The organism is Acinetobacter sp. CIP 101934 (assembly GCF_000369585.1).
Taxonomy (GTDB): domain Bacteria; phylum Pseudomonadota; class Gammaproteobacteria; order Pseudomonadales; family Moraxellaceae; genus Acinetobacter; species Acinetobacter schindleri.
Genome location: NZ_KB850093.1, coordinates 48,118 through 74,138, shown reverse-complemented (window position 1 = coordinate 74,138; position 26,021 = coordinate 48,118). Strand labels below are relative to the sequence as shown.

Annotated in this window: 22 protein-coding genes and 6 pseudogenes; 10 read left to right on the top strand and 18 right to left on the bottom strand. The window is 38.1% G+C overall.

What is annotated here, in order from left to right; all coding sequences use genetic code 11:
• A partial coding sequence (locus F899_RS00500) for an IS6-like element IS1006 family transposase (RefSeq protein WP_005220190.1) occupies positions 1-638 on the top strand: 638 nt, incomplete at its 5' end.
• 52 nt (positions 639-690) lie between these two features.
• Here F899_RS00500 and F899_RS00495 read toward each other — a convergent pair.
• From F899_RS00495 to F899_RS00470, 6 genes and pseudogenes are all read right to left on the bottom strand, one after another.
• Positions 691-1,173, bottom strand: a pseudogene (locus tag F899_RS00495) (copper resistance protein B); the annotation flags it as partial.
• Positions 1,160-1,498, bottom strand: coding sequence for a hypothetical protein (locus F899_RS00490; protein ID WP_004897649.1), 339 nt, complete (start codon positions 1,496-1,498; stop codon positions 1,160-1,162). The pseudogene F899_RS00495 and the gene F899_RS00490, both read right to left, overlap by 14 nt.
• A complete protein-coding gene (locus F899_RS00485; RefSeq protein ID WP_004897648.1) occupies positions 1,485-3,227 on the bottom strand; it encodes a multicopper oxidase domain-containing protein in 1,743 nt (580 codons plus the stop codon). Before F899_RS00485 ends, F899_RS00490 begins: the two co-directional genes overlap by 14 nt.
• A 610-nt stretch (positions 3,228-3,837) precedes the next feature.
• The gene (locus F899_RS00480) at positions 3,838-4,131 is read right to left on the bottom strand and encodes a type II toxin-antitoxin system RelE family toxin (RefSeq protein ID WP_004897647.1); all 294 of its coding nucleotides are present in this window, start codon (positions 4,129-4,131) and stop codon (positions 3,838-3,840) included.
• Positions 4,121-4,366: a type II toxin-antitoxin system RelB/DinJ family antitoxin gene (locus F899_RS00475; protein ID WP_000246756.1), complete on the bottom strand. Its 246-nt coding sequence runs from the start codon at positions 4,364-4,366 to the stop codon at positions 4,121-4,123. Before F899_RS00475 ends, F899_RS00480 begins: the two co-directional genes overlap by 11 nt.
• Before the next feature lie 109 nt (positions 4,367-4,475).
• On the bottom strand, positions 4,476-5,801 hold the full coding sequence (locus tag F899_RS00470) for an ISNCY family transposase (RefSeq protein WP_082180210.1): 1,326 nt from the start codon (positions 5,799-5,801) through the stop codon (positions 4,476-4,478).
• Between the two features lie 223 nt (positions 5,802-6,024).
• Between F899_RS00470 and F899_RS00465 the strand changes: the two genes are divergently transcribed.
• The gene (locus F899_RS00465) at positions 6,025-6,396 is read left to right on the top strand and encodes a hypothetical protein (protein WP_004897646.1); all 372 of its coding nucleotides are present in this window, start codon (positions 6,025-6,027) and stop codon (positions 6,394-6,396) included.
• Positions 6,397-6,437: 41 nt separating this feature from the next.
• Here F899_RS00465 and F899_RS00460 read toward each other — a convergent pair.
• The 3 genes and pseudogenes from F899_RS00460 to F899_RS00445 form a co-directional block, all read right to left on the bottom strand.
• A pseudogene (locus tag F899_RS00460) lies at positions 6,438-6,683 on the bottom strand (helix-turn-helix domain-containing protein); the annotation flags it as partial.
• 35 nt (positions 6,684-6,718) lie between these two features.
• A pseudogene (locus F899_RS00455) lies at positions 6,719-7,879 on the bottom strand (IS3 family transposase).
• 129 nt (positions 7,880-8,008) lie between these two features.
• Positions 8,009-8,446, bottom strand: a complete 438-nt coding sequence (locus F899_RS00445; protein WP_004897640.1) for a GNAT family N-acetyltransferase — start codon at positions 8,444-8,446, stop codon at positions 8,009-8,011.
• Between the two features lie 324 nt (positions 8,447-8,770).
• Between F899_RS00445 and F899_RS15240 the strand changes: the two genes are divergently transcribed.
• Together F899_RS15240 and F899_RS00440 are read left to right on the top strand one after the other, a co-directional pair.
• Positions 8,771-9,166, top strand: coding sequence for a transposase family protein (locus tag F899_RS15240; RefSeq protein WP_008306679.1), 396 nt, complete (start codon positions 8,771-8,773; stop codon positions 9,164-9,166).
• The gene (locus tag F899_RS00440) at positions 9,114-9,584 is read left to right on the top strand and encodes an IS5/IS1182 family transposase (protein ID WP_004809604.1); all 471 of its coding nucleotides are present in this window, start codon (positions 9,114-9,116) and stop codon (positions 9,582-9,584) included. Before F899_RS15240 ends, F899_RS00440 begins: the two co-directional genes overlap by 53 nt.
• A gap of 189 nt (positions 9,585-9,773) precedes the next feature.
• Here F899_RS00440 and F899_RS00435 read toward each other — a convergent pair whose 3' ends face one another.
• The 4 genes from F899_RS00435 to F899_RS00420 form a co-directional block, all read right to left on the bottom strand.
• Complete coding sequence (locus tag F899_RS00435; protein WP_004897636.1) at positions 9,774-11,000, bottom strand: replication initiation protein; 1,227 nt, start codon at positions 10,998-11,000, stop codon at positions 9,774-9,776.
• A gap of 507 nt (positions 11,001-11,507) precedes the next feature.
• Positions 11,508-12,623, bottom strand: coding sequence for a Fic family protein (locus F899_RS00430; RefSeq protein WP_004897634.1), 1,116 nt, complete (start codon positions 12,621-12,623; stop codon positions 11,508-11,510).
• A gap of 102 nt (positions 12,624-12,725) precedes the next feature.
• The gene (locus tag F899_RS00425) at positions 12,726-14,024 is read right to left on the bottom strand and encodes a DNA polymerase V subunit UmuC (protein WP_004897632.1); all 1,299 of its coding nucleotides are present in this window, start codon (positions 14,022-14,024) and stop codon (positions 12,726-12,728) included.
• Positions 14,021-14,578 carry a LexA family protein gene (locus tag F899_RS00420; RefSeq protein WP_004897630.1) on the bottom strand — a complete coding sequence of 186 codons (558 nt, stop codon included), beginning with the start codon at positions 14,576-14,578 and terminating at the stop codon, positions 14,021-14,023. The genes F899_RS00425 and F899_RS00420 overlap by 4 nt, the downstream gene beginning before the upstream one ends.
• A gap of 351 nt (positions 14,579-14,929) precedes the next feature.
• On the opposite strand from F899_RS00420, the gene F899_RS00415 reads away from it, so the two are divergent.
• Positions 14,930-15,286, top strand: coding sequence for a helix-turn-helix transcriptional regulator (locus tag F899_RS00415; RefSeq protein WP_005220186.1), 357 nt, complete (start codon positions 14,930-14,932; stop codon positions 15,284-15,286).
• A complete protein-coding gene (locus F899_RS00410) occupies positions 15,280-16,578 on the top strand; it encodes a type II toxin-antitoxin system HipA family toxin (RefSeq protein WP_005220185.1) in 1,299 nt (432 codons plus the stop codon). The genes F899_RS00415 and F899_RS00410 overlap by 7 nt, the downstream gene beginning before the upstream one ends.
• Positions 16,579-18,220: 1,642 nt before the next feature.
• Here F899_RS00410 and F899_RS00400 read toward each other — a convergent pair.
• Both F899_RS00400 and mobC read right to left on the bottom strand, forming a co-directional pair.
• A complete protein-coding gene (locus F899_RS00400) occupies positions 18,221-20,572 on the bottom strand; it encodes a relaxase/mobilization nuclease domain-containing protein (protein WP_004897627.1) in 2,352 nt (783 codons plus the stop codon).
• Positions 20,573-20,575: 3 nt separating this feature from the next.
• Entirely contained in the window at positions 20,576-21,079 is a 504-nt protein-coding gene (mobC, locus tag F899_RS00395; protein WP_004897626.1) for a plasmid mobilization relaxosome protein MobC, read from the bottom strand.
• 853 nt (positions 21,080-21,932) lie between these two features.
• On the opposite strand from mobC, the pseudogene F899_RS00390 reads away from it, so the two are divergent.
• A pseudogene (locus F899_RS00390) lies at positions 21,933-22,052 on the top strand (transposase); the annotation flags it as partial.
• A 181-nt stretch (positions 22,053-22,233) separates the two neighbouring features.
• Here the strand turns inward: F899_RS00390 and F899_RS00385 are convergent.
• The gene (locus F899_RS00385) at positions 22,234-23,094 is read right to left on the bottom strand and encodes a LysR family transcriptional regulator (RefSeq protein WP_004897622.1); all 861 of its coding nucleotides are present in this window, start codon (positions 23,092-23,094) and stop codon (positions 22,234-22,236) included.
• A gap of 136 nt (positions 23,095-23,230) precedes the next feature.
• Here F899_RS00385 and F899_RS00380 point away from each other — a divergent pair, with 136 nt between their 5' ends.
• Entirely contained in the window at positions 23,231-23,941 is a 711-nt protein-coding gene (locus tag F899_RS00380; RefSeq protein WP_004897621.1) for an AzlC family ABC transporter permease, read from the top strand.
• Entirely contained in the window at positions 23,938-24,246 is a 309-nt protein-coding gene (locus tag F899_RS00375; protein ID WP_004897618.1) for an AzlD family protein, read from the top strand. The genes F899_RS00380 and F899_RS00375 overlap by 4 nt, the downstream gene beginning before the upstream one ends.
• A 54-nt stretch (positions 24,247-24,300) precedes the next feature.
• On the opposite strand, the gene F899_RS15520 is transcribed toward F899_RS00375, so the two are convergent.
• Positions 24,301-24,507 carry a hypothetical protein gene (locus F899_RS15520; RefSeq protein ID WP_155757022.1) on the bottom strand — a complete coding sequence of 69 codons (207 nt, stop codon included), beginning with the start codon at positions 24,505-24,507 and terminating at the stop codon, positions 24,301-24,303.
• Positions 24,508-25,241: 734 nt separating this feature from the next.
• On the opposite strand from F899_RS15520, the pseudogene F899_RS00370 reads away from it, so the two are divergent.
• A pseudogene (locus tag F899_RS00370) lies at positions 25,242-25,536 on the top strand (transposase); the annotation flags it as partial.
• A 28-nt stretch (positions 25,537-25,564) separates the two neighbouring features.
• Here the strand turns inward: F899_RS00370 and F899_RS15235 are convergent.
• Positions 25,565-25,892, bottom strand: a pseudogene (locus tag F899_RS15235) (transposase-like zinc-binding domain-containing protein).
• Between the last annotated feature and the right edge of the window lie 129 nt (positions 25,893-26,021).

Here is a 26,021-nt window from a genome sequence, read left to right as displayed (position 1 = left end):
AATATGGCATTAGCTATCGTGAACTGCAGGAAATGCTGGCCGAACGGGGTGTGAATGTTGATCACACGACTATTTACCGTTGGGTTCAACGTTATGCTCCTGAAATAGAAAAACGTTTACGCTGGTATTGGCGTAATCCTACAGATCTGAGCTCGTGGCATATTGATGAAACCTATGTAAAAGTGAATGGACGATGGTCTTATCTGTATCGTGCAGTCGATCAACGTGGCGATACCATTGATTTTTATCTTTCTTCTAGACGTAATACCAAATCAGCATATTGTTTTCTTGGAAAAATGTTAAATAATGTGAAGAAGTGGCAAATTCCACAAGTGATCAACACGGATAAAGCACCCACATATGGACGTGCTTTATCACGGTTAAAACGGGAAGGTAAATGTCCACCAGACCTTGAGCACAGGCAGATTAAGTATAAAAATAACGTGATTGAATGTGATCATGGCAAGCTAAAGCGGATCATCAGGGCCACATTAGGATTCAAATCTATGAAGACGGCTTATGCCACAATTAAAGGTATTGAAGTCATGCGTGCACTACGTAAAGGACAAGCATCGTCATTTTATTATGGTCAGCCTCAGGGTGAAGTGTGTCTAATCAACAGGGTTTTCGGTCTCTAAGTACTTTTTAAAGGGAACATCATCGACTCAAATCTCTATTTGCAACAGTGCCTGAAATCATACGGCTATATAAAAGTTTGGCATCATAATGTGCATCATGCGATTCTTCTTTATCGGCATGAATTTTAATAAAAACCTTATTTTCATCTGTGCCAATACGGGTTTCAAACTCTGACTTTAAATCACCTGTGCCATCTTCATTGACAAGCCACTTATTGTCCACTGTCGTAATCGCATAAATTTGCGCACCGTGTTCTGAGCGATGATCATAATGCGAACTCTGCTGAGCATTCGCATCTGGTACATGATGTGAATGATTAACCGTAGATGTTGCCTGATGTTGTGCCTGATTCATTTGGCTATGGTTCATTTGAGAGCGATCCATTTGCATCGGCTGATTTTGACTAGAAGATGTAGCAACTGTCATTTTTTCAGGCGCACTATGATCTTCACCATTATGTGCCAAACTCACTGCACTGACCATCAACAAAGAGCTTGCTAAAACAGTTTTAGAAAAAAGATTAATGGTGCGCATGTTGATCTCCTTTCTGTACTTTTTGATCTTGCTGTTTCTCTGTTGATTTGTGATGCATTGGCTGATGACCTGCATGTTGATGGTTCATCGGTGCTGAATGTGCAGCATGATTCATTTTCCCCATCATCTGCATGTGTTGTGCATGCTCTTGTGGAGAATGCTGTGAATGATCCATCTCAGACATCGCTTGATGATTCATTGATGGTACATTTTTTCCATCAGTCTGAGCAGTTGAATGATGCCCTTCGTGCGCCAAACTTAAGCTTGTTAAACTCAATACCGCAACAGAAAAAAACGCTTTAAATACAAAATTAGTGATGTGCATGTCCAGCTCCTTTTTGCTCAGTTACTTGGTGAGTTTGAGTCGAATTTGTACCTTGAATTGGCGTTGTAGACACTTGTTCATCGCTAACATTTGCCACGATCAACTTGTTCATCATTCCTGCACTCATGTGATACAACAAATGACAATGGATTGCCCATTCGCCCAACTCATCCGCAGTTAATAAAGCAGTCACTGTTTTACCCGGTGGTACAATCAATGTGTGTTTATTCGGCATATCTACCGACTCTTGACCATTCTCCAACTGCATAAACATGCCATGTAAATGCATGGGGTGCGCCATCATACTGTCATTAATAAATTTGATACGGATACGCTCGCCATACTTCACTTTTAACGGCTCAGCATCACTAAATTTTTTACCGTTAATGGTCCAAATATAACGTTCCATAGTACCGCCCAAACGCACGACCAATTCACTGCTGGCTTCACGAGTATCTTTTTGCGGCTCTAATGATTTTAAATCGCTATATTGCAAGGCTTTATTACCTGCAGGTGTAGAGGCATTTGCCCAACCATAAACCACTTGATCATTTTTTTGCGGTTTTACTGCGCTATGCTGTGAATGATCCGTGCCTTTCATATCGCCATGGTTCATTTTCGAATGATCCATTCCTGAATGATCACCACCACCATGTCCCATATCTTCCATAGTCAAAAGCGAGCGTGGACGTGGCTGAGGCATATGAATGCCGTGTGTCACAGGATTTAGTTCATTGTGTAGCGTACCAATCGCATAACCTGAACGGTCAATTGACTCAGCTTCAATTTGATAATGTCCACCTTTTGGCTCCACAATCACATCATAAGTTTCAGCCGTACCAATACGGAATTCATCTACAGAAATGGGTTTCACAGGCTGACCATCAGCACTAACCACAGTCATTTTCAAGTTAGGAATACGGACATCGTAGAAAGACATCGCAGATGCATTCACAAAACGTAGGCGAATTTTTTCATTCGGTTTAAACATTCCTGTCCAATTTTTTTCAGGTGTTTTGCCATTAATGAGGAAGGTATAACCTGTAACATCCGACATGTCGGTTTTTAGCATACGCATCTGATTCCACATTTTGCGGTCAGACCATGTCGCTTTTATGCCATCACGTTTAACCTGCTTCCAAACATCACCCAAGGTTTCACGCTGATCTTGATAATATTCAGCTGAAATTTTAAGATCTTTCTGAATTTGATCACTGGTTTTTTCATGAAAATCTGACAACATCACCACATAGTCACGTTCAGCTTTTTCATGTGCTGCCAATGGTGTTTTACCTTTTGGATAAATCACAAAAGAACCATATAAGCCGTCTTGTTCCTGTCCTTTAGAATGAGCGTGATACCAATAAGTCCCGCTTTGGCGAATCTTGAATTTATAAACATACTCGCTTTGAGGCTTAATACCGTTAAAACCATTAAATCCTGGTACACCATCCATAATGCCTGGCAACAACAGTCCGTGCCAATGAATAGAAGAATCTTGGTTTTTTAAATTATTTTTCACGCGAATGATAGCTTCATCACCCTCTTCAAACTCAAGCAAAGGCGCAGGAAATTGACCATTTACGGTAATGCGCTTTACAGGCTTTCCAGTTGGGCTGACCACTGCTTCATCAATAACAAGCTGATATTCACGCACTTCGGCAAAAACCAAAGGCGACGATGCAAAACAAATACCTGCTAATAGGTACGAACTAATTTTATGAGACATAACTTAACCTTAATTTCTGAAAAATAAATAAATTTTAAAAAAAATTGGTTAAGTTTTAGGAGGACGTGAAATTTCTTGCCAATACCCATTTAGATATTGGTTGAGGTAATAAAAATTAGGCTGATCTATAGAATAGAAGGTATCTAGGGGATCTAGCGAGCTTTGCAAAGAATGAAGACATGAGATCTGTGTCTGGCAGGATAAGCTAGAACATTCCTGACACTTTTTGTGATCTATATTCTGATTAATAGCTAAATGATTATGGCAATCGGTATTCGTCTGTACTTCGTGATTAATACCATGTTGAGTGACTTGCTGTGCTTGATCTAAACAATGATCTTGGCTCATTTCAGTTTGCATATTGATATGCATTATCTTTACTGATGCAACAGACACACTACTCCATCCTATGGCAAAAACCATAAGAAAACAAAACCAAAGTTTTTTGGAGAGATGAGTCAACACGAATGCTATCTAGGAATAGAATTTAATCCAATATATCTTAACGGAATTTCAACTATTTACAACTCAATATAATTTAGTAGTTTCTCTAAAATTAACATAATACACCTTATACGAAGGCAAAAATGGGAGCTATAAGCTCCCATTTTTAGTCTTTAATTCGCTTTTTCGCTTCGTCATAAACTATGCTATCAGCTCGTTTTCCGACGGTAATGAGCAGGATAACTACCTGATCATCTTTAACTTGATAGACAAGTCGGATACCAGCTTTTAATAATTTGATTTTATAGCAACCTGCAAGATCGCCTCTAAGCATATTCTTTGGAATATGTGGCTGCTCTATGACTTTGGCTAGTTTCTTTTTAAATTGATCTCGTATAGCAACAGGGAGTTTTTCCCATTCTGCTGTAAAGTCCTTGTGACGTAAAAGCTTATAAGTCATCTAATGTGACTTCCTCAAACATCTCTTTAGGATCATTAATGCGCTTACGGACAAGAGCTAATAATTCTTCATCTTCTTCCGAAAGCAAAGCTTTTTTGACAGGCAGTTTCCCAGTCGTAGCAACATACTCAAGAATACTAGTGAAGAAATCCGTAGGTGCAATACCTTGCTCTTTAAGGATTGAATAAGATTTTTCTTTAAGGGCTTCATCGACCCTGAAGTTAACAGTAGCCATCATATTTCCCAAGTATTTAATGTACTAGGAATAGTGTAATGCAAATTGCATTACAAGTCTTGTTATTCCCAAGTAGAAATGTCCTACCTTAAAACTAAATAGAAATGTCCTATACAGACATTTCCAAGTCAAGCACAGGATTTAGATTTCGTTGTTGAATTGCTGTTTTCTGTGCACGTCTGCTTGGCATCTTTTGAGAACGATTGCGTTTATTTTGTTGTTCTAGTTCTTCATGCTGCTGTTGAATATGGGCTAATACAGAACCCAAACGTTTATTTTCAACAATCTCTCGCTGGTTGAGCTGACTTAATTTATCGAAGATGCTGTAATTGATTTTTCTTCCCTGATATTCAATCGCGACTGTACTATCCGGGTATTCCAGAAACTCAAGATACTTACCAATCAATCTTTGGTTTTCTTCCGTGTTTTCCAGGAGATATACGCATTTATCATAAGTGATCGTCAGGCTATTCGTGACTCTGCGGGGTTCACGCCAGGTAAAAATATCATCTAATTCTTCGGCTGTTTCAGTGACAGTCCGGTGTAGATCCTTGGGATTAAAGGCCATCTTGGCAAACTTCTGATTGAACTGCTCAATGAAGCAGGGTAGCCAGGCATTGGCTTCGGCAATCGAACTGATGCCTTCCAGACGCATTTCTTTGATCAGACGGTCCTGAAGCGTTCTATTGGCTCGTTCTACACGGCCTTTGGCCTGTGGTGAATTAGCGAAGATAATATCGATATTCAGGGTGCTGAGTACGCGCCCAAACTGGGTAATCTTGGTGTCTTTCTTACTGCTTTGATTCACCCTGAAGACTGAATGTTTATCGCTGTAGAAGGCTAAAGGCTTACCATGCTGCTCAACATACAAACGTGTTGAAATCATATAGTCAAAGGTTGATTCCGACTCACAGAAGCGTAAATGCTGTAATTTGCCTGTGGCATCATCGATAAATACCAGCAGACAGCATTTAGGGGCTCGACCTTCAAACCAGTCATGGTGTGAGCCATCAATTTGAATCAGTTCACCATAACAGTCCCGGTTATAACGAGGCTGATACGGGCGTTTCAGACGCTTGGCGCGAGGAATCCATAAATCGGCTGCAATCATCCAGGAACGCAGTGTTTCCACTGAAATATCAAAGCCATGAACGGTGGTGAGCTTTTCATGCGCTAAAGTGGGTCCGAAACCATGCAGTTGATCAGAAACAATATTGAGGCACTTGAGTCTGAGCTCTTCAGGAAGCCTGAAATTGCTGATTTGACCACGACCGGCATGGGCTAATGCAGCTGGGCCTTGAGCTTTGTATTTCTGCAGTAAACGTCTGATCTGACGCTCTGAAATATGAAGTAGCTGAGCAGCTTGGGACTGGGTTATGCGTTGATCACAGATTTCCTGCAAGACCGACAATCGTTTAAGTTCTTTATCCGACATAGACACCAACATATCAAACCGTCCGCTAAGAAAATTGCAAAAGCGCATATTCTAAAAGCGGACATTTTTACTTTGGAGAAACCGGACATTTCTACTTTGGGCTTACAAGTCTACTTCGCATAATCCGTATTATGTTAATTTTAGAAGAAATTAAGAATTATCCAATTGAAATTAAAAAAAATATATATTTATAATTAAATGAGCATCCAAGTTAAGAACTAAAATGATAAGAGACGATTTAAAAAAATATCCTAAAGCGATATGGGTACATTTTTATAAAAACCGTATAAGTTTGATGGCAGAGAATGGCATAGCCAAAGCAACTGAAATTCCTAAATCACCTTATGATCATCCAAGAATGATTTTGGCAGATTTTGAAAGCGCTACAACAACATTAAAAGCTTTAATGAGACACCATTCTAACGGTTTATCTTTTTTCAAGTTTACAGCTCCTATTACGATTGTCCAAATAATGGAGCCGATACAAGGTAGTTTAACTAAGATTGAAATACGAGCTTTTAAGGAGTTATTTTTTAATACTGGTGCAAGAGAGGTAAAGCTATATGACCTTGATGGAAATTCTATTGAAGAATAATTTTACAAGCCCTATTTAACATAATGGCGGTTAAGCCCCTTTTAGATAACTTTAGCAACTCGATAGACAGTTGCAACTCCACAATTCACTGCTTTGGCAATTTCTTCCTTAGTCATATTGCCAGCTGCTAGCAATTCTTTTATTCGTTTGTGCTTAGCCTCATTGGCTTTCTTACCTGTTGGCTTGTAACCCGAACGTGTCAGGCCCTGCTTAATACGTTCTATACGTTTCTCATTGTCTAGGCGAGCCATTGTTGCCAGGAGATCAATCAACATATTGTTGATGAGTGGACTGCTCCCAGTATCCTAGACACGAGACGGCCTCATTTTGAAGCTGCCTCAAAGGCTTCTGGACTCATCCCATCGAGATGCGAATGACGCCTGATTCGATTGTAAAACATCTCGATATAATCAAATACATCTGCACGCGCCATTTCTCGTGTTTTATAGATCCTCTTTTTAATTCTTTCCTTCTTTAAGCTGCTAAAAAAGGATTCAGCAACAGCATTGTCCCATGAGCAGTATACTGCGCAAGGCCTCTACGACTCATACTCGGAACTAAATTATGCTTCTGACAGAATTTCTGCCAGTCTCCGCTACTGTATTGTGAGCCTTGGTCTGAGTGTATGATCACAGGTTCATTGGGTCTGCGTCGCCATACCGCCATTAAAAGGGCATCCAAAACGATATCCTTGGCAAGCGTAGGTTTCATTGACCAACCGATGACTTTCCTTGAATATAAATCGAGAACCACAGCCAGATATAACCAGCCTTGCCAAGTGCGGATGTAGATAATATCAGTCACCCACGAGGTATCAGGTGTGTTTACAACAAATTCTCGATTTAAATGGTTAGGTGGCACAATCTGAGGACGACCACGACCATAGCTTTTATGCTTCTTATATCCTCGAACAGCGGCAATGCCATTGTTCTTCATGATCTTCAGCACACGATTCGGTCCACAGCTTTCACCTAGCTCTTTAAGATCCAGCGTGATGCGACGATAACCATAGATACCATAACTGGCATCATAAGAAGAACGGATCAGTTGTAATAACCGTTTGTCTTCAATTGTTCTGCCTGATTCGGGTTCATGTAGCCAGGCATAATAGCCAGCACGAGCAATCTTAAGAACCCGACACATCGTCTTAATCTTAAATTGATGGCTGTACTCAAGGATAAACTGATACTTTACTCGGGCAGGCTTGCAAAGCGGCGTGAAAGCAGTGCTTTCACTTTAAGATATCCCGCTCTTCTTCAGTTTGCTTAAGCTGACTTTTAAGACGAAGGATCTCTTTCTTTGCTTCGAGTAGTTCATGTTCATCAGGGTTGTTGCGTAAAGGCTGTACGGCCTTTAGCCATTTATAAATGCTGTGCTGTGATACACCTAAACGTTCTGCCACATCAGTGACAGAATATCCACGTTCAGTAATCAATTTAACAGCTTCTTCTTTAAATTCTGGGGTGTATCGTTGTCCACTCATAATGTTCTCTCCTATGCAAAAAGAATAGACGAAATTTGTCTAGGAGAGTGGTGGCAGTCCAAGTCCAAGAGAAGCTGATTGCTTAAATCAGTTTTTTTAGTTTAGAAGAGTCGTATCATTTTAGTCAGACTATAACTTCATACTGCGAACTTTTAAGCTGAGCTTTAAATCTGCTGGAGTTATATTCATCGTCTTATCAAAACCCAATTTTTCTGCAAAAGCTGTGCTGTTTTCGTTTGGAGATTCAATAAAAATTCTCTCATATTCATATTTTTCAGCAATATCTAGCAACGTTAATAGCAATGCTGTTCCATTACCATTTTTGACTTTATTAAATCCTACTTTTGCAATTTCGATCAATTTTTCACCTTCATAACATCTAAATCTGAGATAGATATCGTCCAAGTCTTGACAGAAAAAAAGAGTACATCTAGCAGTACCTTCAGGATCTGTAAAACCAAAATCAATGGGAAATCTTAATTTCTCAAGAGTATAGCCGAGGGTCGAAGAAATATATTGTTCCATTGATTTCAATATGTAGTCTTGTTCTTGAGCACTGATTAGCATATTTAAAACTCATAAAAAAAAGTATCATACGATATCTTTAGTTTTTTTCAAACTATTGATTTTTAAATGTTTATATACAAAAGATTATTCTTTAATATAATAATTATCATGCATTATAGCTAATGTAAAAATTCAAATTTAATTTGAACAAATATTAATGTTCCATAACTAATTTTGAATATAGCCTAAGCTTTATAAATATTTTCTGAATATTTAAGTGCCTTTCAAGCTATTCATTAGATCTCTTTCATAAATCAAAAAACGATCTTCTTTTTGGTTAATATTTGCACTTCGGATTTCTTGGCATTCGTGCATAATCTGCGGATGAAATACATCGATTCAAACAAGCTTTCTGATCCTCAGTTCAAGCGATACACAGGCATCTCATGGTCAACTTTCTATTTGATGGTTGAGCAATTGCAGAAGCATGTCTCTGCCAAAGGCAGACCGCCCAAGTTAAGCCTGGAGGATCAGGTTCTGCTCTGTCTGAGCTATTGGCGGGAATACCGAACCTTATTTCACGTTGCGACGAGTTACGGGGTTTCAGAGCCCACAGCCTCAAGAATTGTCCGTCATGTTGAAGACTGCCTGATTCGGTCCAATCTGTTTAATTTACCCAAAGATTTACCCGAGGGCGAAGGCATCGACTGGAATGTTGTGATCGTGGATGCCACGGAAATTCCAATCCAAAGGCCTAAAAAAACAGAAGAAAAGCTATAGCGGCAAGAAAAAGACCCATACCTTTAAAGTACAGGCCATGATTCACTACAAAACTCAGCAAATTCTGAGTTTATGTACCAGTCGCGGTGCAGTGCATGATTTCGAGTTGTTCAAACGTAATTTAAACCAGATTCCTTTTGGGGCTTTTATCCTTGCAGATAAAGGCTATCAGGGGATTTATGTGTTGTATCCGAATAGCCTGTTGCCATTAAAAGCCAAAAGACACTGTAAATTGGATCCTGAATTGAAAATCTATAATCAAGAAATCAATAAAAGAAGAATCGGAATTGAGCATGTATTTGGCAGCCTGAAAACCTTCAAAATCCTTGCTGAACGTTATCGAAATAGAGGTAAAAGGCTTGGTTTGAGATTCAATTTAATCGCTGGAATCTACAACTTGGAACTGAGCAAAAAATGATTTATGAAAGAGGTCTATTTAGTATGAAATCACTTGTTCAAAATCAATATCTCGGCACACAGTAAAAATATCCAGTTTCATAAGATATACCTTTACGGTATTTTTAGTAATTAATTAATAAAAATAATATGTATATCAAAATTAATTATAATAAACCAAGATTTAGCTGAATGGCCATTTGCCAATTTGTCATCCCGTATGTGAATAAGCACGTTTTAAGGCTCTTTCTGCTTCCAGCTTTGCTGCTACACGTTTGCGCTGAACTGTACGAACAGAAACCTCCAGGAGAGTTGCAAGTTCTTTATTTGTATAAGCAGAATAATCAATTAATTCCACAGTTGGTTCCTGATCCTCTTTAATTTTTTTTATGTAGGTTCGAATGGTACGTTCTGATACACCACACGCTTGAGCGATCTCAGTTGCTTTTAGAGAGGGATCTTGCATGTATAGGTCAAAACACTTTTTCCGGGCGCCTTCATAGTGACTTGATCGTACTTCACCACCTCGCGCCCCACGTGCTTTTTGCCGTTCCCTAAACCATGGAGCGGATTCCTGATAGTGCATATTTTTAAAACAGTATCGGGCAATACTTTTTGCCATATGCTTAAGCTCATTATCTGATAACAAATTATTTGGAAAGTAGTTTTGGTTAATTTCTTGGGCTTCACCCTGTAAAGTGAATGCAAAGTCAGTTTCGCTCACATACTTCTCGTGCAGCTTGTACGCTTTTACCCGTAAAATATCAAAAATCGTGCAGTTCCGGCCAAAGCCCATAGTTTCAGAAATTTGTTTGTTTTGTAGGCAGTATTTTTGAATTAGCAGAAAAGCTTCAGATTTGTCGGGATTATCCTTTTCATAATCCAATTTTGATACTCCCATGCCTTGGTTCAATTCATTGAGCGTATAAGGCTTCACTCGAGGGTATAAACAGATATGTTTGGGATTAAAAGGACTTCTTGCCAGCGTACCATTGTATGCAGCATCACCATTGTGGATGGCTGTCAGTTTGAATAAAGTCTTGAAATAGTAGTCTTGGCACTTGCGTCGTGACTTAAAGCTACGTGAAACACCCTTTTCTAAAAAGTACCATAATTGGCAATGACCCGTTTCAGGGTTGATCACAACCATATTTGGAAATGGGCATGGTAAGTCCAGATAAGCGTCAGGACTATTTATATCACTGTCTATGATCATGAAGTTCAGCATATTTTCATGATTTGGCTGAATATGTTCATGTTTCAAAGCGCGATACTTTTCAAGCGGGTAAGATCTCGGATTATCTGTTTTTAAACTTGATGAGCAAAGCATCACTTTTGGTAAATTTCTGATCAGAAAGTCTTCAATGTCCTTAGGCATATACGATTTAATTGAGTGATCTTTCTTTTGCTCAAGTAAACAATCCATATACAAACTCATGAATAACCTGCTTTATTCCTGCCTGAATTTTTTAGAAATTTTTATAAATTTCTATCCATTAAAAAGCTTTAAAGAGCCTCTTTTTGGAGTCTACTAAATTCAAAAAAATGACTTCTCCAATGGTGAGATTTAGGAAAAAAATGTTGGCTTGAGTTGAAAGAATGAAGATTTCTTATAATGTTTTAGAGTGGTATTACATGACCTGGATAGTCACCGACTTTGTGGAGACCTTTTAATTAGTTAAAATTGCTGTTGCTGTGAGTTTCTTTTAATTGTTCAAGCGAAAGAGGATCAAGCAGAAAATTTATAAATCAAGAACTGAAGCAGATTTTGATTTATTTGAATATATTCAAGTTTTTTACAATGCAAAATGCAGCAATGGTTTCAGTGGTTAGCGCTTTCCATTAGATAATGAACAGACCCATCAAAAAATGATGATGTGTGAAGTTTTGGTGGCTTTTCAGACGTTACCTATAATAATTATTCTAGCTGCCTCGTATATGGCTATTAACAGGACAGCTGATAGCGAGTACTGCGTCCGCCCCTTTCTAGTTTGATAAGACAACCTTTATCTAATAAATCAGTTAAATGGCGTGTTGCCGTTGCTTTACTTACTTTGGCTATCTTCTGATATTCAGCTGCACTCACCTCAGATTCATGCCCCTTTGCACTTTTATCTATTAAATAATCCAGGACTTCACGCTGGTTTTCATGCAAATCAAGATTCGCATTTTTTTGCCAGAACTGATTCTTCAATAAAACTGGTTGAATATGTTTTAAAGTAACCTCAAGGCTCTCATCCAAAGTATCGAGAAACCATACCAGCCAACCGGTAATATCTGTATGCCCCTTTTGAGACCGTTCAAGAATCTCATAATAACTTTCACGCCTGACAAAGATTATTGGTGACATCGCATAGCAACGGATACTTGATGGATCCACCTGAGCCAATGCTAAATGGGTTAACAGTCGAGTCATACGGCCATTTCCATCTTCAAACGGATGCATCGTCACAAACCACAAATGGGTTATCGCTGCACGCAAGAGTGGATCAAGTAGTACATCTGTTCTACTGTCATTAAACCATTCAATAAATGCCTTTAATTGTTCTTCTAATCCATTTCGTGGAGGAGCCTCAAAATGTATATTCAGGTAATCAGCAGAGCCAGAAACAACCTGCATAATAGTTCCGGGACGTCTTAGTTCGCCAACATGCAAGTCTTGGCTTTTGCCTTGAGGAGTGCTAAACAGCCATTGATGCCATTGCATCAAACGCTCAAAAGTTAGAGGAAGTTCTGTATTGTTTAACAGATCAAATATGAGGTTTCCCAAATTTTCATAATAAGTATCCTTTCTACAGGATTGCCCACCCTTGATCTCAAAAGATTCGGCAAGAGAAGCATATATAAGGGAGCCATTTAAGCTCTCATTTTCTATAGCGAAAGAAGCCCCAAGTTCCCTTACCAGGTTTTCAATAAACCAATTCTCTATATCAAGCGTACACTGGCTTTGGCCCAGAATAACTCCCATCTTTTTATGAATAAGTCTGGTCTTTGGCAAGATCAGACCATCTTGCCATCTAAATTCTGTCCAGTTTTTTCTTTGCCAGATCCATTTTTGCATTTCAGGTTTCTTTATTCATTCTGAATGAGCCGAATAATAGGGTTAATCAGCTCATATTATGAGCCGTATATTCAGTGTACTTTTTATTCATAGCTTTTAAAACTACTTATTGATAGTCAGCATCCCATCCCAGCTAAAATAGTTTTGAGTCAAATTCTTTCTGGACATTGCCCATGCACGGCTGTGCATCTTGCATGGTCCAATTGCTATTTTCTTATCCCCAAATTTGACTTTTACTTCCTCAATCGCCTTCTGCAATTTTTCATTTTTCTCAATCTTTGAGCTATCCGAGAGCAGGTCATAGATATAGCTCTGTTTCGATTCAATCGCAGTCAGAATCACGCCACATTTTTTAAACTCTATCCCCTCCTTGAATAATTCATGCATACGCTTCATCAAGACCCTGTTCATTACAATGGCAGAGTCCGTAGGTTCCGGAAAGCCGATACTGACCGATTTATTGTAGAAAGGCCGATGTTGATCGAACGGATTAGACTGGGCAAATGCAATCATACAGCCACATAAGGATCTATCTTCTCTTAACCGTTTAACTGCATTCTGCAGGTAATCACTCATCGCTTCCGATAAAGCTTCAATATCCGTTACCCGTGAACCAAATGATCGAGAAGAGATAATCTGCTTTTTGGTAGGTGGAGATGATTCCAGCTCTATACAGGAAATTCCCTGTAGCTCCATTACAGTCTTTTGCATTACAACAGAAAATAGTTTCCTCATTTGATGTGGATTAGACCGGGTCAAATCAAGAACTGTATTGATGCTTAGGCTATTCAGTTTTTTACTGTGCTTTCGGCCGACTCCCCAGACTTCCGAAACGTCGATCAGACTTGAAAAGTAATCTCTGTGACACGGATCCATAGATACAAGATCACAAACGCCATTAAACCGTTTCGCCTTCTTTGCCATATGATTGGCCAGCTTGGCTTCTGTTTTACTCCGGCCAATACCCACACATACTGGCAAGCCGATCCATTGTAAAATTCTTTGCCTCATATGCTGGGCATATTCGACCAGGTTATAGTTATGAGCATAGGCTGTGACCTTTAGAAAGCACTCATCAATCGAATAGACTTCCTGCTCACCAGGTGCCACATATTCAGCCAGAATGGAATGAAACCGATGTGACATTTCTGCATATAAAGCATAATTACTGGAAAGTACCTGAATATTGTGTCGCTCTACAGTATCGCGGATCTGGAATAAGGGGACGCCCATTTTAATACCCAGGTCTTTAGCTTCCTGAGAGCGAGCGACTACACAGCCATCATTATTGGAAAGCACAATAACCGCTACATCTTTCAGTTTAGGATTGAAAAGCCGCTCACAACTGACATAACAGTTATTTACGTCGATGAGCGCATATATTTCTTTCGTATAGCTCATCTGAATTTCTTGATTACATTAGTGACTACTCCCCAGATCTCGAACTGTTGTCCTTCTTCGGGGTGGATATCTGGATACTCATCATTTTCTGCTTTTAGCCAGCAGCCTTTTAAGTCAACGATGAGCCGTTTCACGGTAAATTCATTATCGATACAGGCAATCACAATATCTCTGTGCTGGGCTTCAATACTGCGATCTACGATCAGGGCATCATTAATGTCAATTCCTGCATTTAGCATGGAAAGAGAATTCGCACGAACAATAAAAGTGGCATTGGCATTGTTAATCAGGAATTCATTCAGATCTAGTTTTTTATCAATATAATCCTGAGCTGGTGAGGGAAATCCGGCTTGAACCCGCTCAATTACAAGAGGTATTTCCATTTTTGTGACAGGATCAAACTGGCGGATATCACTAATTTCATTTCCTTTTTTTAATGACTTTAAGTATGCTCTGATATCAAGAACCTGTGATTCTGGCACACGAATCACTTTAGTCTCTTCAGATTTCTTCCTGCCTGCACCGGCACGAAAACCCCCATGAGAATTTGCCATATTCTGCTTACCTTTTTGATTTTTGTTACATTAATCAAGATTGTAGAGATATGGGAAATTTCATACAAATAAAATAATCCTTTTAAAATCAATTGGGCGTCTTAAAATGACGCCATTTTTTTAACTTTCTGACCAATGGTTTAGATAGATCTAGTTATTTAAGCAAAAATTATTTTTTGAGAAATAGATAATCTAGAAAATATATTTCTTTTGATAATGATTAATTTTTTAAGCATTGCTCGTTAAAAAATTGGTTTATGCTTAAATTTTTAATCATAATGAAATAAATACTTAAACAGCTAAAACTATGAGCTGATTAATACTTTTAAAGCTCTACAAGATGATGACACAATGAAATTCAGTAGCTTAAAAACACCTGATGCCATGGGAAAAGAACTGGGGAGCCGATTAAAACAGGCGCGGTTGAACTTGAATCTTACTCAGCAAGAGGTCGGCTTATCTGCAGGGATTAGCCGTTATTCAGTCAAAAATCTGGAACTGGGTCGGGGAAGTGTGCAAGATTTGATGGCTCTCCTGATAGCCTTGGAACATACTGAGCAACTCGATCATCTGCTACCACCACAACAGGTATCACCTATCCAGCTATTCAAACTCAAAGGGCGAATACGTAAAAGAGCATCAGGCTCACATATTGGTTCAGCATCGGCTCAGACAGAGAATAAAGATAAAGAAGATATCGGATGGTGAAGATTTTAAAGACACTAAAAGTAGTTTACCAGGGACAGGATGTAGGAGCATTAAGCGTTGACCCATCAACCGGTCAGTGTACCTTTATGTATATACCTGAATTTGTAAAAACCGGTATTGAACTGTCTCCATTGATGATGCCGCTACGTGAAAATTATATATATAGCTTTGATACCTTAAGCCCAGAGTCCTTTAAAGGCTTGCCTGGGATGCTGACTGATTCCCTTCCAGATGATTTCGGTAATCGTATCTTAAATGCCTGGTTAGCTTTGAAAGGTGATCACTCTCTTCCTATCAATCCGATTGATCAGCTACGCTATATAGGCAAACGTGGCATGGGCGCACTTGAATTCTTACCTGCAAAAGCTCGCGGAGAGTTGAATACCCAGGATCCAGTACACATTGAGGAACTGGTAGCAACTACCCAGAAAATCTTGTCTGCAGATTATAGGCATGAAATGGACTGCAAGATATTTTTGCCGCTTGTCAGAGTGGCTACCAGTGCCGGTGGTAAAAGACCAAAAGCTATCCTGGCATTTAATGAAGATTTCAAAAAAGTTCTTCCAGGACAGACAAATGTTCCACCTGGCTATAAGCATTATCTAGTGAAATTTGATAGCCTGCGTGAAGGAAATATAGATAGAGAAACCATCAATGGCTCAGGTTTGAGTGCGGTCGAATATGTCTATCATCAAATGGCGATTTTCTGCGGCATTGATATGATGCCTTGTTATTTACTGAATGAAGGTAACAGCCAACATTTCATGACTCAGCGATTTGACAGAATTGGAAATGAAAAATTACATGTACAAACACTGAGTGCTTTGGCTCATGTTGACTATAAGTCGCCAGGCTCTTTTTCTTATGAGCAACTTTTTATATTACTGAATGAGTTAAAAATGACAGCTGTAGAGGCTGATCAGATATTGAAGCGTATGATATTCAATATTGTGACCCGCAATCTGGATGACCATGCTAAAAACTTCTCGTTCATATTACGAGATCGTAAATGGCAACTAGCCCCTGCTTATGATTTGACATACAGCTATGCACCTGGATCTTTTATGGGAGATTTACACTGGATGTCTCTTAATGGAAAGCGCAAGAATTTTAATTTAGAAGACATACTGTCGGTACAGTCTTTAAACCGAAAATTCACGCCTAGGTATGTTTTAAGTGTGCTGGAACATACTATTGAAGTGGCAACCAAATGGGATATGCTAGCAAAAGCAGTTGCTGTACCAGAAGAGCTTATTGAAAAAATAGCAGCGAATTTAAAGCTTAAATTTTAAAGGCCTTAGATTATTTATTTTTCCTGATTAAACCTGCGTTCATAGCAAGTCTGGCAATACGTCCTGCAAGCATTGTCCAGCCTTACGATTGATGAGACGGGCATGCATACCAACTGTTTGTGGACCATCAACATCTCAGGCAGAAGATCTGCAACTACTTCTCCATAGGGTGTTGCGGTATTTGAACAGAGGACCAGAGAATAGCCTGCATTCTTCAGAGACTGCAGAACTGATCCTGTGTCGTCGTACAAAGTAATTTGCTGTAATTCAAATGCCAAATCATCGTGTAATTCTGCAAGAAGTACAGAAGGAAGTGTTTGCCCCAAAGATAAAGCAATAGCCTGAAAGTCTCCATTAATCGACATTACCGTCGAAGAATCAGAAAGGGTAGGTTTTCGGCCATTTTCCTTCAGGAATCGCATCATTATTACAGTTTTTATTGTGGTTATTTAACTCATCCTGCATTTTAGCGCGAGTTAAACATGAGATTTTCTAAGCCTTCATTATTAATGACGCTTCTACCTATCTTTTTACCCATGAGATATTTATCGGTCTTTTTTTCCATTCTAAAGGATGATTGGTTTATGCAAAATAATCATAGTTCATTATAAGTTATTGATTTATATTGTAGGTCATACCTTTCCACTCATGATATTGATGCTTAAAATTATAATACTTTATCGGTCATACCTTTTCACTTTCGAATCAACTTGATATGGAAAAATCAGCAATAAAAAATATAAGTTATTGATTTTAAATATCTATATTACTTTTATGCTCATACAGATTGTTGTCGGTCATACTTTTCCACTCATCAGATACTTGTCGGTCTTTTTTTCCACTCTAAAGGATGATTGGTGTATTTAAAATAATCATAGTTCATTATAAGTTATTGATTTATATTGTAGGTCATACCTTTCCACTCATGATATTGATGCTTAAAATTATAATACTTTATCGGCCATACCTTTTCACTTTCGAATCAACTTGATATTGAAAAATCAGCAATAAAAAATATAAGTTATTGATTTTAAATATCTATATTACTTTTATGCTCATACAGATTGTTGTCGGTCATACTTTTCCACTCATCAGATACTTGTCGGTCTTTTTTTCCACTCTAAAGGATGATTGGTGTATTTAAAATAATCATAGTTCATTATAAGTTATTGATTTATATTGTCGGTCATACCTTTCCACTCATGATATTGATGCTTAAAATTATAATACTTTATCGGCCATACCTTTTCACTTTCGAATCAACTTGATATTGAAAAATCAGCAATAAAAAATATAAGTTATTGATTTTAAATATCTATATTACTTTTATGCTCATACAGATTGTTGTCGGTCATACTTTTCCACTCATCAGATACTTGTCGGTCTTTTTTTCCACTCTAAAGGATGATTGGTGTATTTAAAATAATCAAATTTTATTATAAATTATTGATTTATATTGTCTTTCATACCTTTTCATTCATGATATTGAATGCTTAAATTCGAAATACTTTGTCGGTCATACTTTTCCACTCATCAAGTTTTCGGATTAAAAAAGTTAAAATACCTTAATACCGATTTCTATAAGCTCTTCCTTTATAGAAATCGGTATTAAGATATTGAAAATAGGTATAAATATCATTAATTAAAATGGATCATAATCATACCCATTATCTTTTTTAGACTGTTTTACCTCTAATACTGATTTCAATGATTCATGATGATGAACAGCAGTCCTCTTCAACTCATTCTCGCGAATAGAGATATGTTTCTCTAACTTATTAATGGATATATAAATTTGCTCTTTAACTTCACGATCTATGAGTACCCTGGGATACCTTTTTATAGCTTTATAACTTTTTAGCATTTCACTTTGATGTTCTATAACCTTGCAAAGACCCTTCATGTTATCCAAGTCGTGCCTGTCCATTTTAGATAGCTCTCCTTCAAGATAGAAAAGGCTGTTTTTCACGCGCTGAACATATATTCTCACAGATAAAATCGGGTCATCAATTGACGCATTTACTGCAGTCAATCGCGTTAAATATTTTTCTGCCGATCTTGCTTCATCTATCGCTAGATTTAAGTACAAGTCCGGATTCTGCATCCGCATTTTGAGCAGAAACATACTAATCGCTTGTCGCTCTATTTTTTGATTTATTAATTCAAGAGTTTGTTGAGCCTGTCGTTCATATTCTTGAAGTCGTCCAAGATGAGCTGGAGTGATTTTTGTAGAGAAAAGACGTCTTGTATGTTTGACCAGTCGATTGAGTCCAATTGTCGGAATGAGCTCATATGCGGTTGTATTGCTTTCTGTATTTCCTCTTGTATAAGTTTTTGAAGGTTGGGACCGCCCAAATAATTGCTTAAGACCGTGAGTAATTCTGGCTCCAAATTGACTAAAATATTGTCTAATTCGGTCGATATGATTTCTTTTGATAATTTCTGTTGATAGCTTTGCAGCATCTCGTTTTTGTTGTTCAATTCTTGCTGCAATAACTCTATTTCTTGCAGCAATTTCTGCTGATAATTTTTCTGCAATTCTTGCGTTTTCAACAAGCTCTGCTTTATTGCTTGATATTCTTGAAGGTGTTGGGCTTGTAATGAAATCTCGTTCTTCAGTGCCCATATCATTTGAGTTTTCAGTTGGTGTAGCGGAGTTTCTCGCATGTTGTTCTCCTGAGCTTATATAAAAAGGTTTAGAAATGAGAGGGTGCTGAACCCGCCGAATATCAAAATGCACCACAGCATTTTCTGGCATGCTGTCCTGATTTCCAGCAATTTTTGCAAGCCATCTTGTTGCTGTTCCAGATATAACTGTTGAAGAGTCTCGGTATTGCTTTTCATTCTGCTTAGTATTCTGTTCATTAACTCTGTACTCTTTATCATGTCTGCCTGATAAATTTCGTGCTGCTGCTTCTGCTGCCTCATCACTATTTTGATGTCGTCGAACTGCAGCTGGTTCATGCACTGCAAAGCTGTCCACTCCATATCCAGCTGCTGACCTTCGAGAATCGTTTTTTTGAGCTGAGTTTTCAAATTCTCGTGATTCTGCTGGCTGAGTTTCAGCTCCTCCTCTGCCTCTATAAGTAGCGGGGTAATATTTCTGGTTATATTTAAAACGTTTTTTTCTAACTGACTTAAGTTCGCTAATATATTCTTTGAGCTGGTTTGAATATTCTTCATTGCCTCCTGGTGGTCCTTTAACTGCTTCTGTTCCTGTTTGATTTTCTCTGTAATCAGAGAATGAAAATCCGTCATGATAATAAGTCTCTCTTAAGCGATCTGTTGCCTGGTCTGTTTTTAATGAAATGTACGTCTGCCCTTCCCTCGTGATCTCACCAAGTTCAGACAATGAAGTAAGTAACTCCTGCCGGTTGTTGATCACCCCATATAAAATCCGCTGTTCAATAAACTGATTGATCAGTTCAACACGTGTCTTTTTGGGCTCATCTTTCAGACCGGCTTTGACAGCAGCAGCATTTTGCAAATGGATATGATTTGATAATTTTGCCTCCTTTGATCTCTTTTGATCATCGGGCCTTGCCCATTCATACTTGTAATTAAAAAAGTCTCGCAAAGGATCAAAATAATGGTGGTGGCCGGGTGGGGCTATATTTAGAGACTTGCCGGATGTCAGTTCAACGCGTGGTACAAGAATATGTAGATGCCGCGAACCGTCATCTTCCAGGTGCATAACAGCGGTCATGTGATACTGTTCTGAGCTCAAACCTGCAAATGCATGCTCTTCAAATACATCTAAAACTTCATGAAGCTGTTCATCAGTGACCCGGTCTTCGGGTGACCATGCAATCACGGCTGAGGTGTAGCAATATTGAAATGGGACACTTCGTGCCAAAGCAGTAAAACTGACAGCATCACCTCGCAAGATCTGCACCCCTGCCCTCATGTTTCCTTGATGATCTTTCTCGCCTAAAACATAAGAAGCAGCTTTGCCCGGGTCTCCTGTTCCCACATTCAAAAATTTGATCAACATAAATTATCTCGATGTATCCGTGGCAATTTTAATCGCCCGGTCTTTTTGTTTCTTATATGCCTGATCTGATAACTTATAAGGATGGATAGCATCTAGGCATTGATGTAGCTCAATCTGAATAAGCTCCAAAATTTCCACACATTCTAAAAATGAAAATCGTTGTATCTGGTTTTGTTGAGCCAGACACAAAAAATTGAGTGAGCGGGCTATTTGGTTCACATTATTTCCGATCCTGCCCACCTCTCTTAGAAAGAGTGGATCCATGGCTGGAGCTGGACGAGTAATACTTTTTTCACCTCGTCTTCGTTTTCTGAAATTAACACTCCCTTCCTCTTCTTTCTGTTGTTCTAAAACGCCATGGATATTTTTTTGAAACTCATATCTGATCAAACCATGTACATAATCAGTAAAAATGACATTTTGTTTTTTAAGTAACCACTCCAGTTGTACGGCTTGCGCGGGCAGAAAACGGAGTCTTTTAATAATGTCACGTTTAGGTTTCTTCATTACTTGCCTCAGCTTAAAGGGTGTTTTTTTGGGGTCTTAGGGGGTCGCCCCTAACAAGCCCTGTTGCGTACCAAAAATAAACTGCGCAGCAGTTTTTTTTGTAGCTACAGGTAGGCTTGCTTAATAAACTGCTCTTTTTAAGAACAATTTCCCCTCCTGAATCCCAAGCATAAAGGAATTAAAAAATTCAAATCCCATCCGTCGAATTTCGATTTTTTTTGAACGAAATCATCTATTTTTTTGAAAGAGTTACTTTATTTCTCAAACGGAAACGAGTTGTAAATCAGCGTTCAATCTCGAATTAATGTTCATTGATATAGATTTATATCTAAAAAATCTTAAAAAATTTGAAATTGGCTTGAAATTATGCAGATTTCTTTAAAAAATGTGTTGAGGTTTGTTTTTTTATTTATTTTTGAGTTATTCATCAAATTTATATCGTTTTCAGCATCGTATTCTTATTTTCAATGAATTTGTTTCCCCTGCTAAATAAAATAATATTTTAGATAAATATCAATTAATTAATAATTAACAATGAAGAAAAATAACACACATCTATCTTTCAAATTTCAGGTTTAACTCGTGACATGTAACGTTTTAATTTGGGGATGTAACACTTTTGTTTTTGTTAGAAACGGACAGTATGTGAAGTGCATCACAATTTTTTAAATTTATTATTCTGTCTTATGAAATTAATACATAAATTTTATTAATACTTATTACGCAGCAGCCTTTTTCAAACAAGAAATTTCTGCATAGGCTGCTTTTAAAGAGTTCAGATGGTAATCCCCTCCTAAAAATAAAAGGATCTAAAAGTAGAATTTTCTCTTAAGATACAAGCAGGAAATTCTGTATGAAAACATCTAAATTTATTGACAGTCAAATCATGTCCATTCTGAAACAGGCGGAATCTGGTACACCTGTCGCTACTCTTTGCCGTGAACATGGCATGAGCAATGCTACATTCTATAAATAGCGTGCTAAATATGGCGGTATGGATACTTCATTAATGGTTTGACTCAGAAAGTTTGGATATTCTTATTTAATTGAACATTCAATCGCACATAACATTGGACATTGATTCTTATTCTACTTGGACACTTAAATAATTTCTGACAAGTTAAATGTAGGATAAAGATAATTTCTCATTTTATTTATACAATTGATTCTCTCAATGTTGATATTAATAAGTCCTGCAAATAGCTTACAGCTTCAAACTCTAGAGATTTTTGACTTCGATAAACTGCTACTTGCATTGGTTTTAGTGGTCCTAGCCCATGTTCAGCACCTAGAATTTTCAAATGGGGTGGCACACTACAACGTGTGAATACAGCGACTGCTAAGCCACTTTCAACAGCAGCAATTTGTCCTGCTAGACTAGAACTATTATATACAACCCGATACGTTTTCCCCTGGAGGGCTAAAGACTGAATAGCATTACGTTTGGCTAAACTTGTATCTTCATATACTGCAATTTTCAGAGGACTTGTTTTCCAAGTTTCAAACTGAGGTGAACCTACCCAGACAAGAGGTTCATAAAACAATAAAGTTCCTTGGCGTGAATGCTCTCTAGAGATTAAAGCTAAATCTAGATCACCAGATTCAATACGAGGAATAAGGGATGTGGATTGCTCGCAATGTAGTTCAATTTCAACTTTGTGATGTAATGTAGAAAACTTCTTTAACACTGGTGTTAAGTAAGTTGATGCGTAGTCATCAGGAACACCTAATCTTATGCGCCCACTTAATTCTGTATTCTGAAAGGCGTTGTGTATTTCATTATGCAAAGCCATCATTCTTCTCGCATAACCTAAAAGCAACTCCCCTTGTGATGTCAGTTGAAGCTGTCTACTTGATCTTTTAACCAATTCACATTGCAAGGCCTCTTCTAATTTTTTAAGTTGCATACTTACAGCCGATTGAGAGCGGTTTAAATCAGGTGCAGCACTTGAAAGTGAGCCTTTATCAACCACAGCTAAGAAACATTTTAGCCAATCAATTTGAAGATCACGCACTCACCGCTACCTTTTAATATTTGATAAACGAATACTATACTACTGAATTATTCGCTTTTATAAATTCAAATAGATTATAAAATTTAATTCCTCTCTCACCTTTATTTTTAAAAGGTTTTCATATCAAGGATCTGTTGTGTCAAACATAGACCAAGAACTTAGCAAATTGAATAATGACCTTATCTGGAAAGGATTCAAAAGTCTGCTTCCTATTTCTATTTTTGTGGCAATTTTTGGTGCTGCATTTGGATTAGCTGCCATTCAGACTGGATTAGATCCTTTATCTATCATTTCGATGAGTACCTTTGTATTTGCGGGCGCTGCTCAATTTGCCACATTGGAATTATGGGGACAAAGTGTGTCTTTAATTCCTCTGCTAGTGACTATTTTCTTCATTAATGCACGACATATTTTAATGGGTGCATCTTTATACCCTTGGCTAAAGAATCTATCGCCACTCAAACGATATAGCATTCTATTAGTCATTTCTGATGCGAATTGGGCATTCGCTCAACAAGCATTTCAAAATCAAAAACAAGGGCTTGGAATTTTATTTGGTGGCGGAATTGCTCTATGGCTATTCTGGGTAATAGGGACTTGTTTGGGTTTATATTTTGGTAGTGTTATTCAAAACCCAACCCATTTTGGTCTAGATATGGTTATGGCTTGTTTTCTGCTGTCAATGGTTGTTGGGGGGCAGAAAAATTTAAGAATTATCTGTATATGGATAGCAGCAGCTATAAGTTCATTACTTGCTTATTGGTACTTACCTGAAAACTCTCATGTTGTTGTTGGAGCTTTAGTAGGTGGCGTTGTTGGTATGCTATTAAAGGACAAACAGGCATGAATTTAGAGATAAGTACACAGTCGGTAGGACTTATTATTTTCATTATGGCACTTGTAACATTGGCCACCCGTTGGGGTGGTGTTTTCATCATGTCCTTTATCCCAATCAATGACCGAATACAACGTTTTATTAGCGCAATGTCAGCTTCTGTATTGGTCGCTATATTGGCTCCAATTGCAATTGAGGGGGATCTTGGTGCTCGATGTGCATTATTAGCGACAGCTATAACAGCGGTGATTTTCAAAAAACCTCTAGTTGCTATAGGGACTGGTATTATCACTGCGGCTGTTATACGACAGTTTTAGGGATAAGCTCCTGCAATTTGATTTGATAAAGCCAAACACACAAGCGTTGGGCTTTTATGATTTATCAACAGGATTATTAATGCTCGAAATCTGCTCAGGACTCTCCACCCATGATTCGCGATGCTCATCACGGGTGGAGAGTCCTGAGCAGATTTCGGCAATATTCACCCTACCTTCGCCAATAAAAATTGACACAGGTATTTGAATATTGCCGTTGTCGCTCTTCACGGTATGGAGCCGCCTTTCGCTTTCAATCGACACGCTCAGATTGCGTTTAGTCTGAGTCGCAAGAGAGTATTTTGGATCTAACTATCCACCCGCACACGCCTTTCTCTCTCATTGGCTTGTTATCTCGGCGAGGGAACTACCCAACATGCCACTTAAACAATCGACCAACGTATTCCCTGCGCCCTTTCCCCAGTGCAATTCTTCAGATAGGAAAGCGATTATAAAATCTTTAGCCTTTGATGCCTGCCGTCACTTATCCACCTGCACATCAAAGCCACGAAGAAGATCAAGCCAACATATAAACAGTTGCACTTACAAACTTAATCTTTTGTACAGACGTAGTGAACGAACCGATGGGTTTAAATTGTATGACGAAGCACATTTAACGAAATTTTTTATATCTGAGGCATTGAAACCAAAGCAATTTCTCAAAAAATTAGACTGTGTACAAAAAAATTTACATATAAACGGTTGTACAAAAGAATAATTTCCTTAAAATATGAGGAACTGGCAGTTACAAGCCTCTGGTGATTATCTGTACGAGTTTCCGCTCTACAGATCTTTCGTTAAAAGATACTGGTAATATCATTTAACTGTAACGCCAATAAATTTAATACAAAGGCCCTTGTTAAAACAAGGGCCTTTGTATTCCAGTTACATAAAAAATGAAATTAGCTATGTTAATGGGCTGCAATGTGATTTGGACAGCTCTTTTACTGAACCGTACCGGGTTTGTTGGAGACAACTTTTCTTGAGAGAAGGTTCCGATGACAAAACCCAAATATACCCCTGAAATCAAAGAAAGAGCAGTTCGCTTACTTGTCAAACCCGAAAAAGACTATATCCCTCGACTTGAATTGCAATCACAACAATTTCTCGCAAGATTGGCTGTACTCCTGAAAAACTTCGTGCCAGGCATCAAATGCATTTAGATCAGCAACGTATCAAACAACTTGAAAACTAGAATAAAGAACTGCAACGGGCGAATGAAATTCTTCGTAAAGCAGAAGCTTTTTTTGCCCAAGCGGAGCTCGACCACCCACACAAATAATGATTGATTTCAGGTGGTGTTTCAAAAATTATACTGGGATTAAATGCAGCCATTATTGATGTAGAAGAAGGTTAAATCGAAAGCCTTAAAGTGATTATCTAACTTTTTCGAAAAATTACAGCTTCTCCTAAGCTCATCGACTTCAAGACATTCGTAGTGACTTTGTTTAGGACGAATCTGATAGGTCGATTCACTTAAGGTTCGTAATACCTGAGTTGCACCCTTGATAGCTTAATCCATGATCACCAATAAACTGATGTTTGCAATCTTTGCACTGATGGTTTTGTTTCCCATCTACTTTGATGCCATTTCTCTTTATATTATTACTTAGACAGGTAGGACATTTAATTTGTAGCGTTATTTTCATACCTCTATTCTATCAAAAGCCATATTTTTTTCAGCATACTTTTTAAAACACCACCTAATTTTTTATGAAGTTATGAAGTTATGAAGTTATGAAGTTATGAAGTTATGAAGTTATGAAGTTATGAAGTTA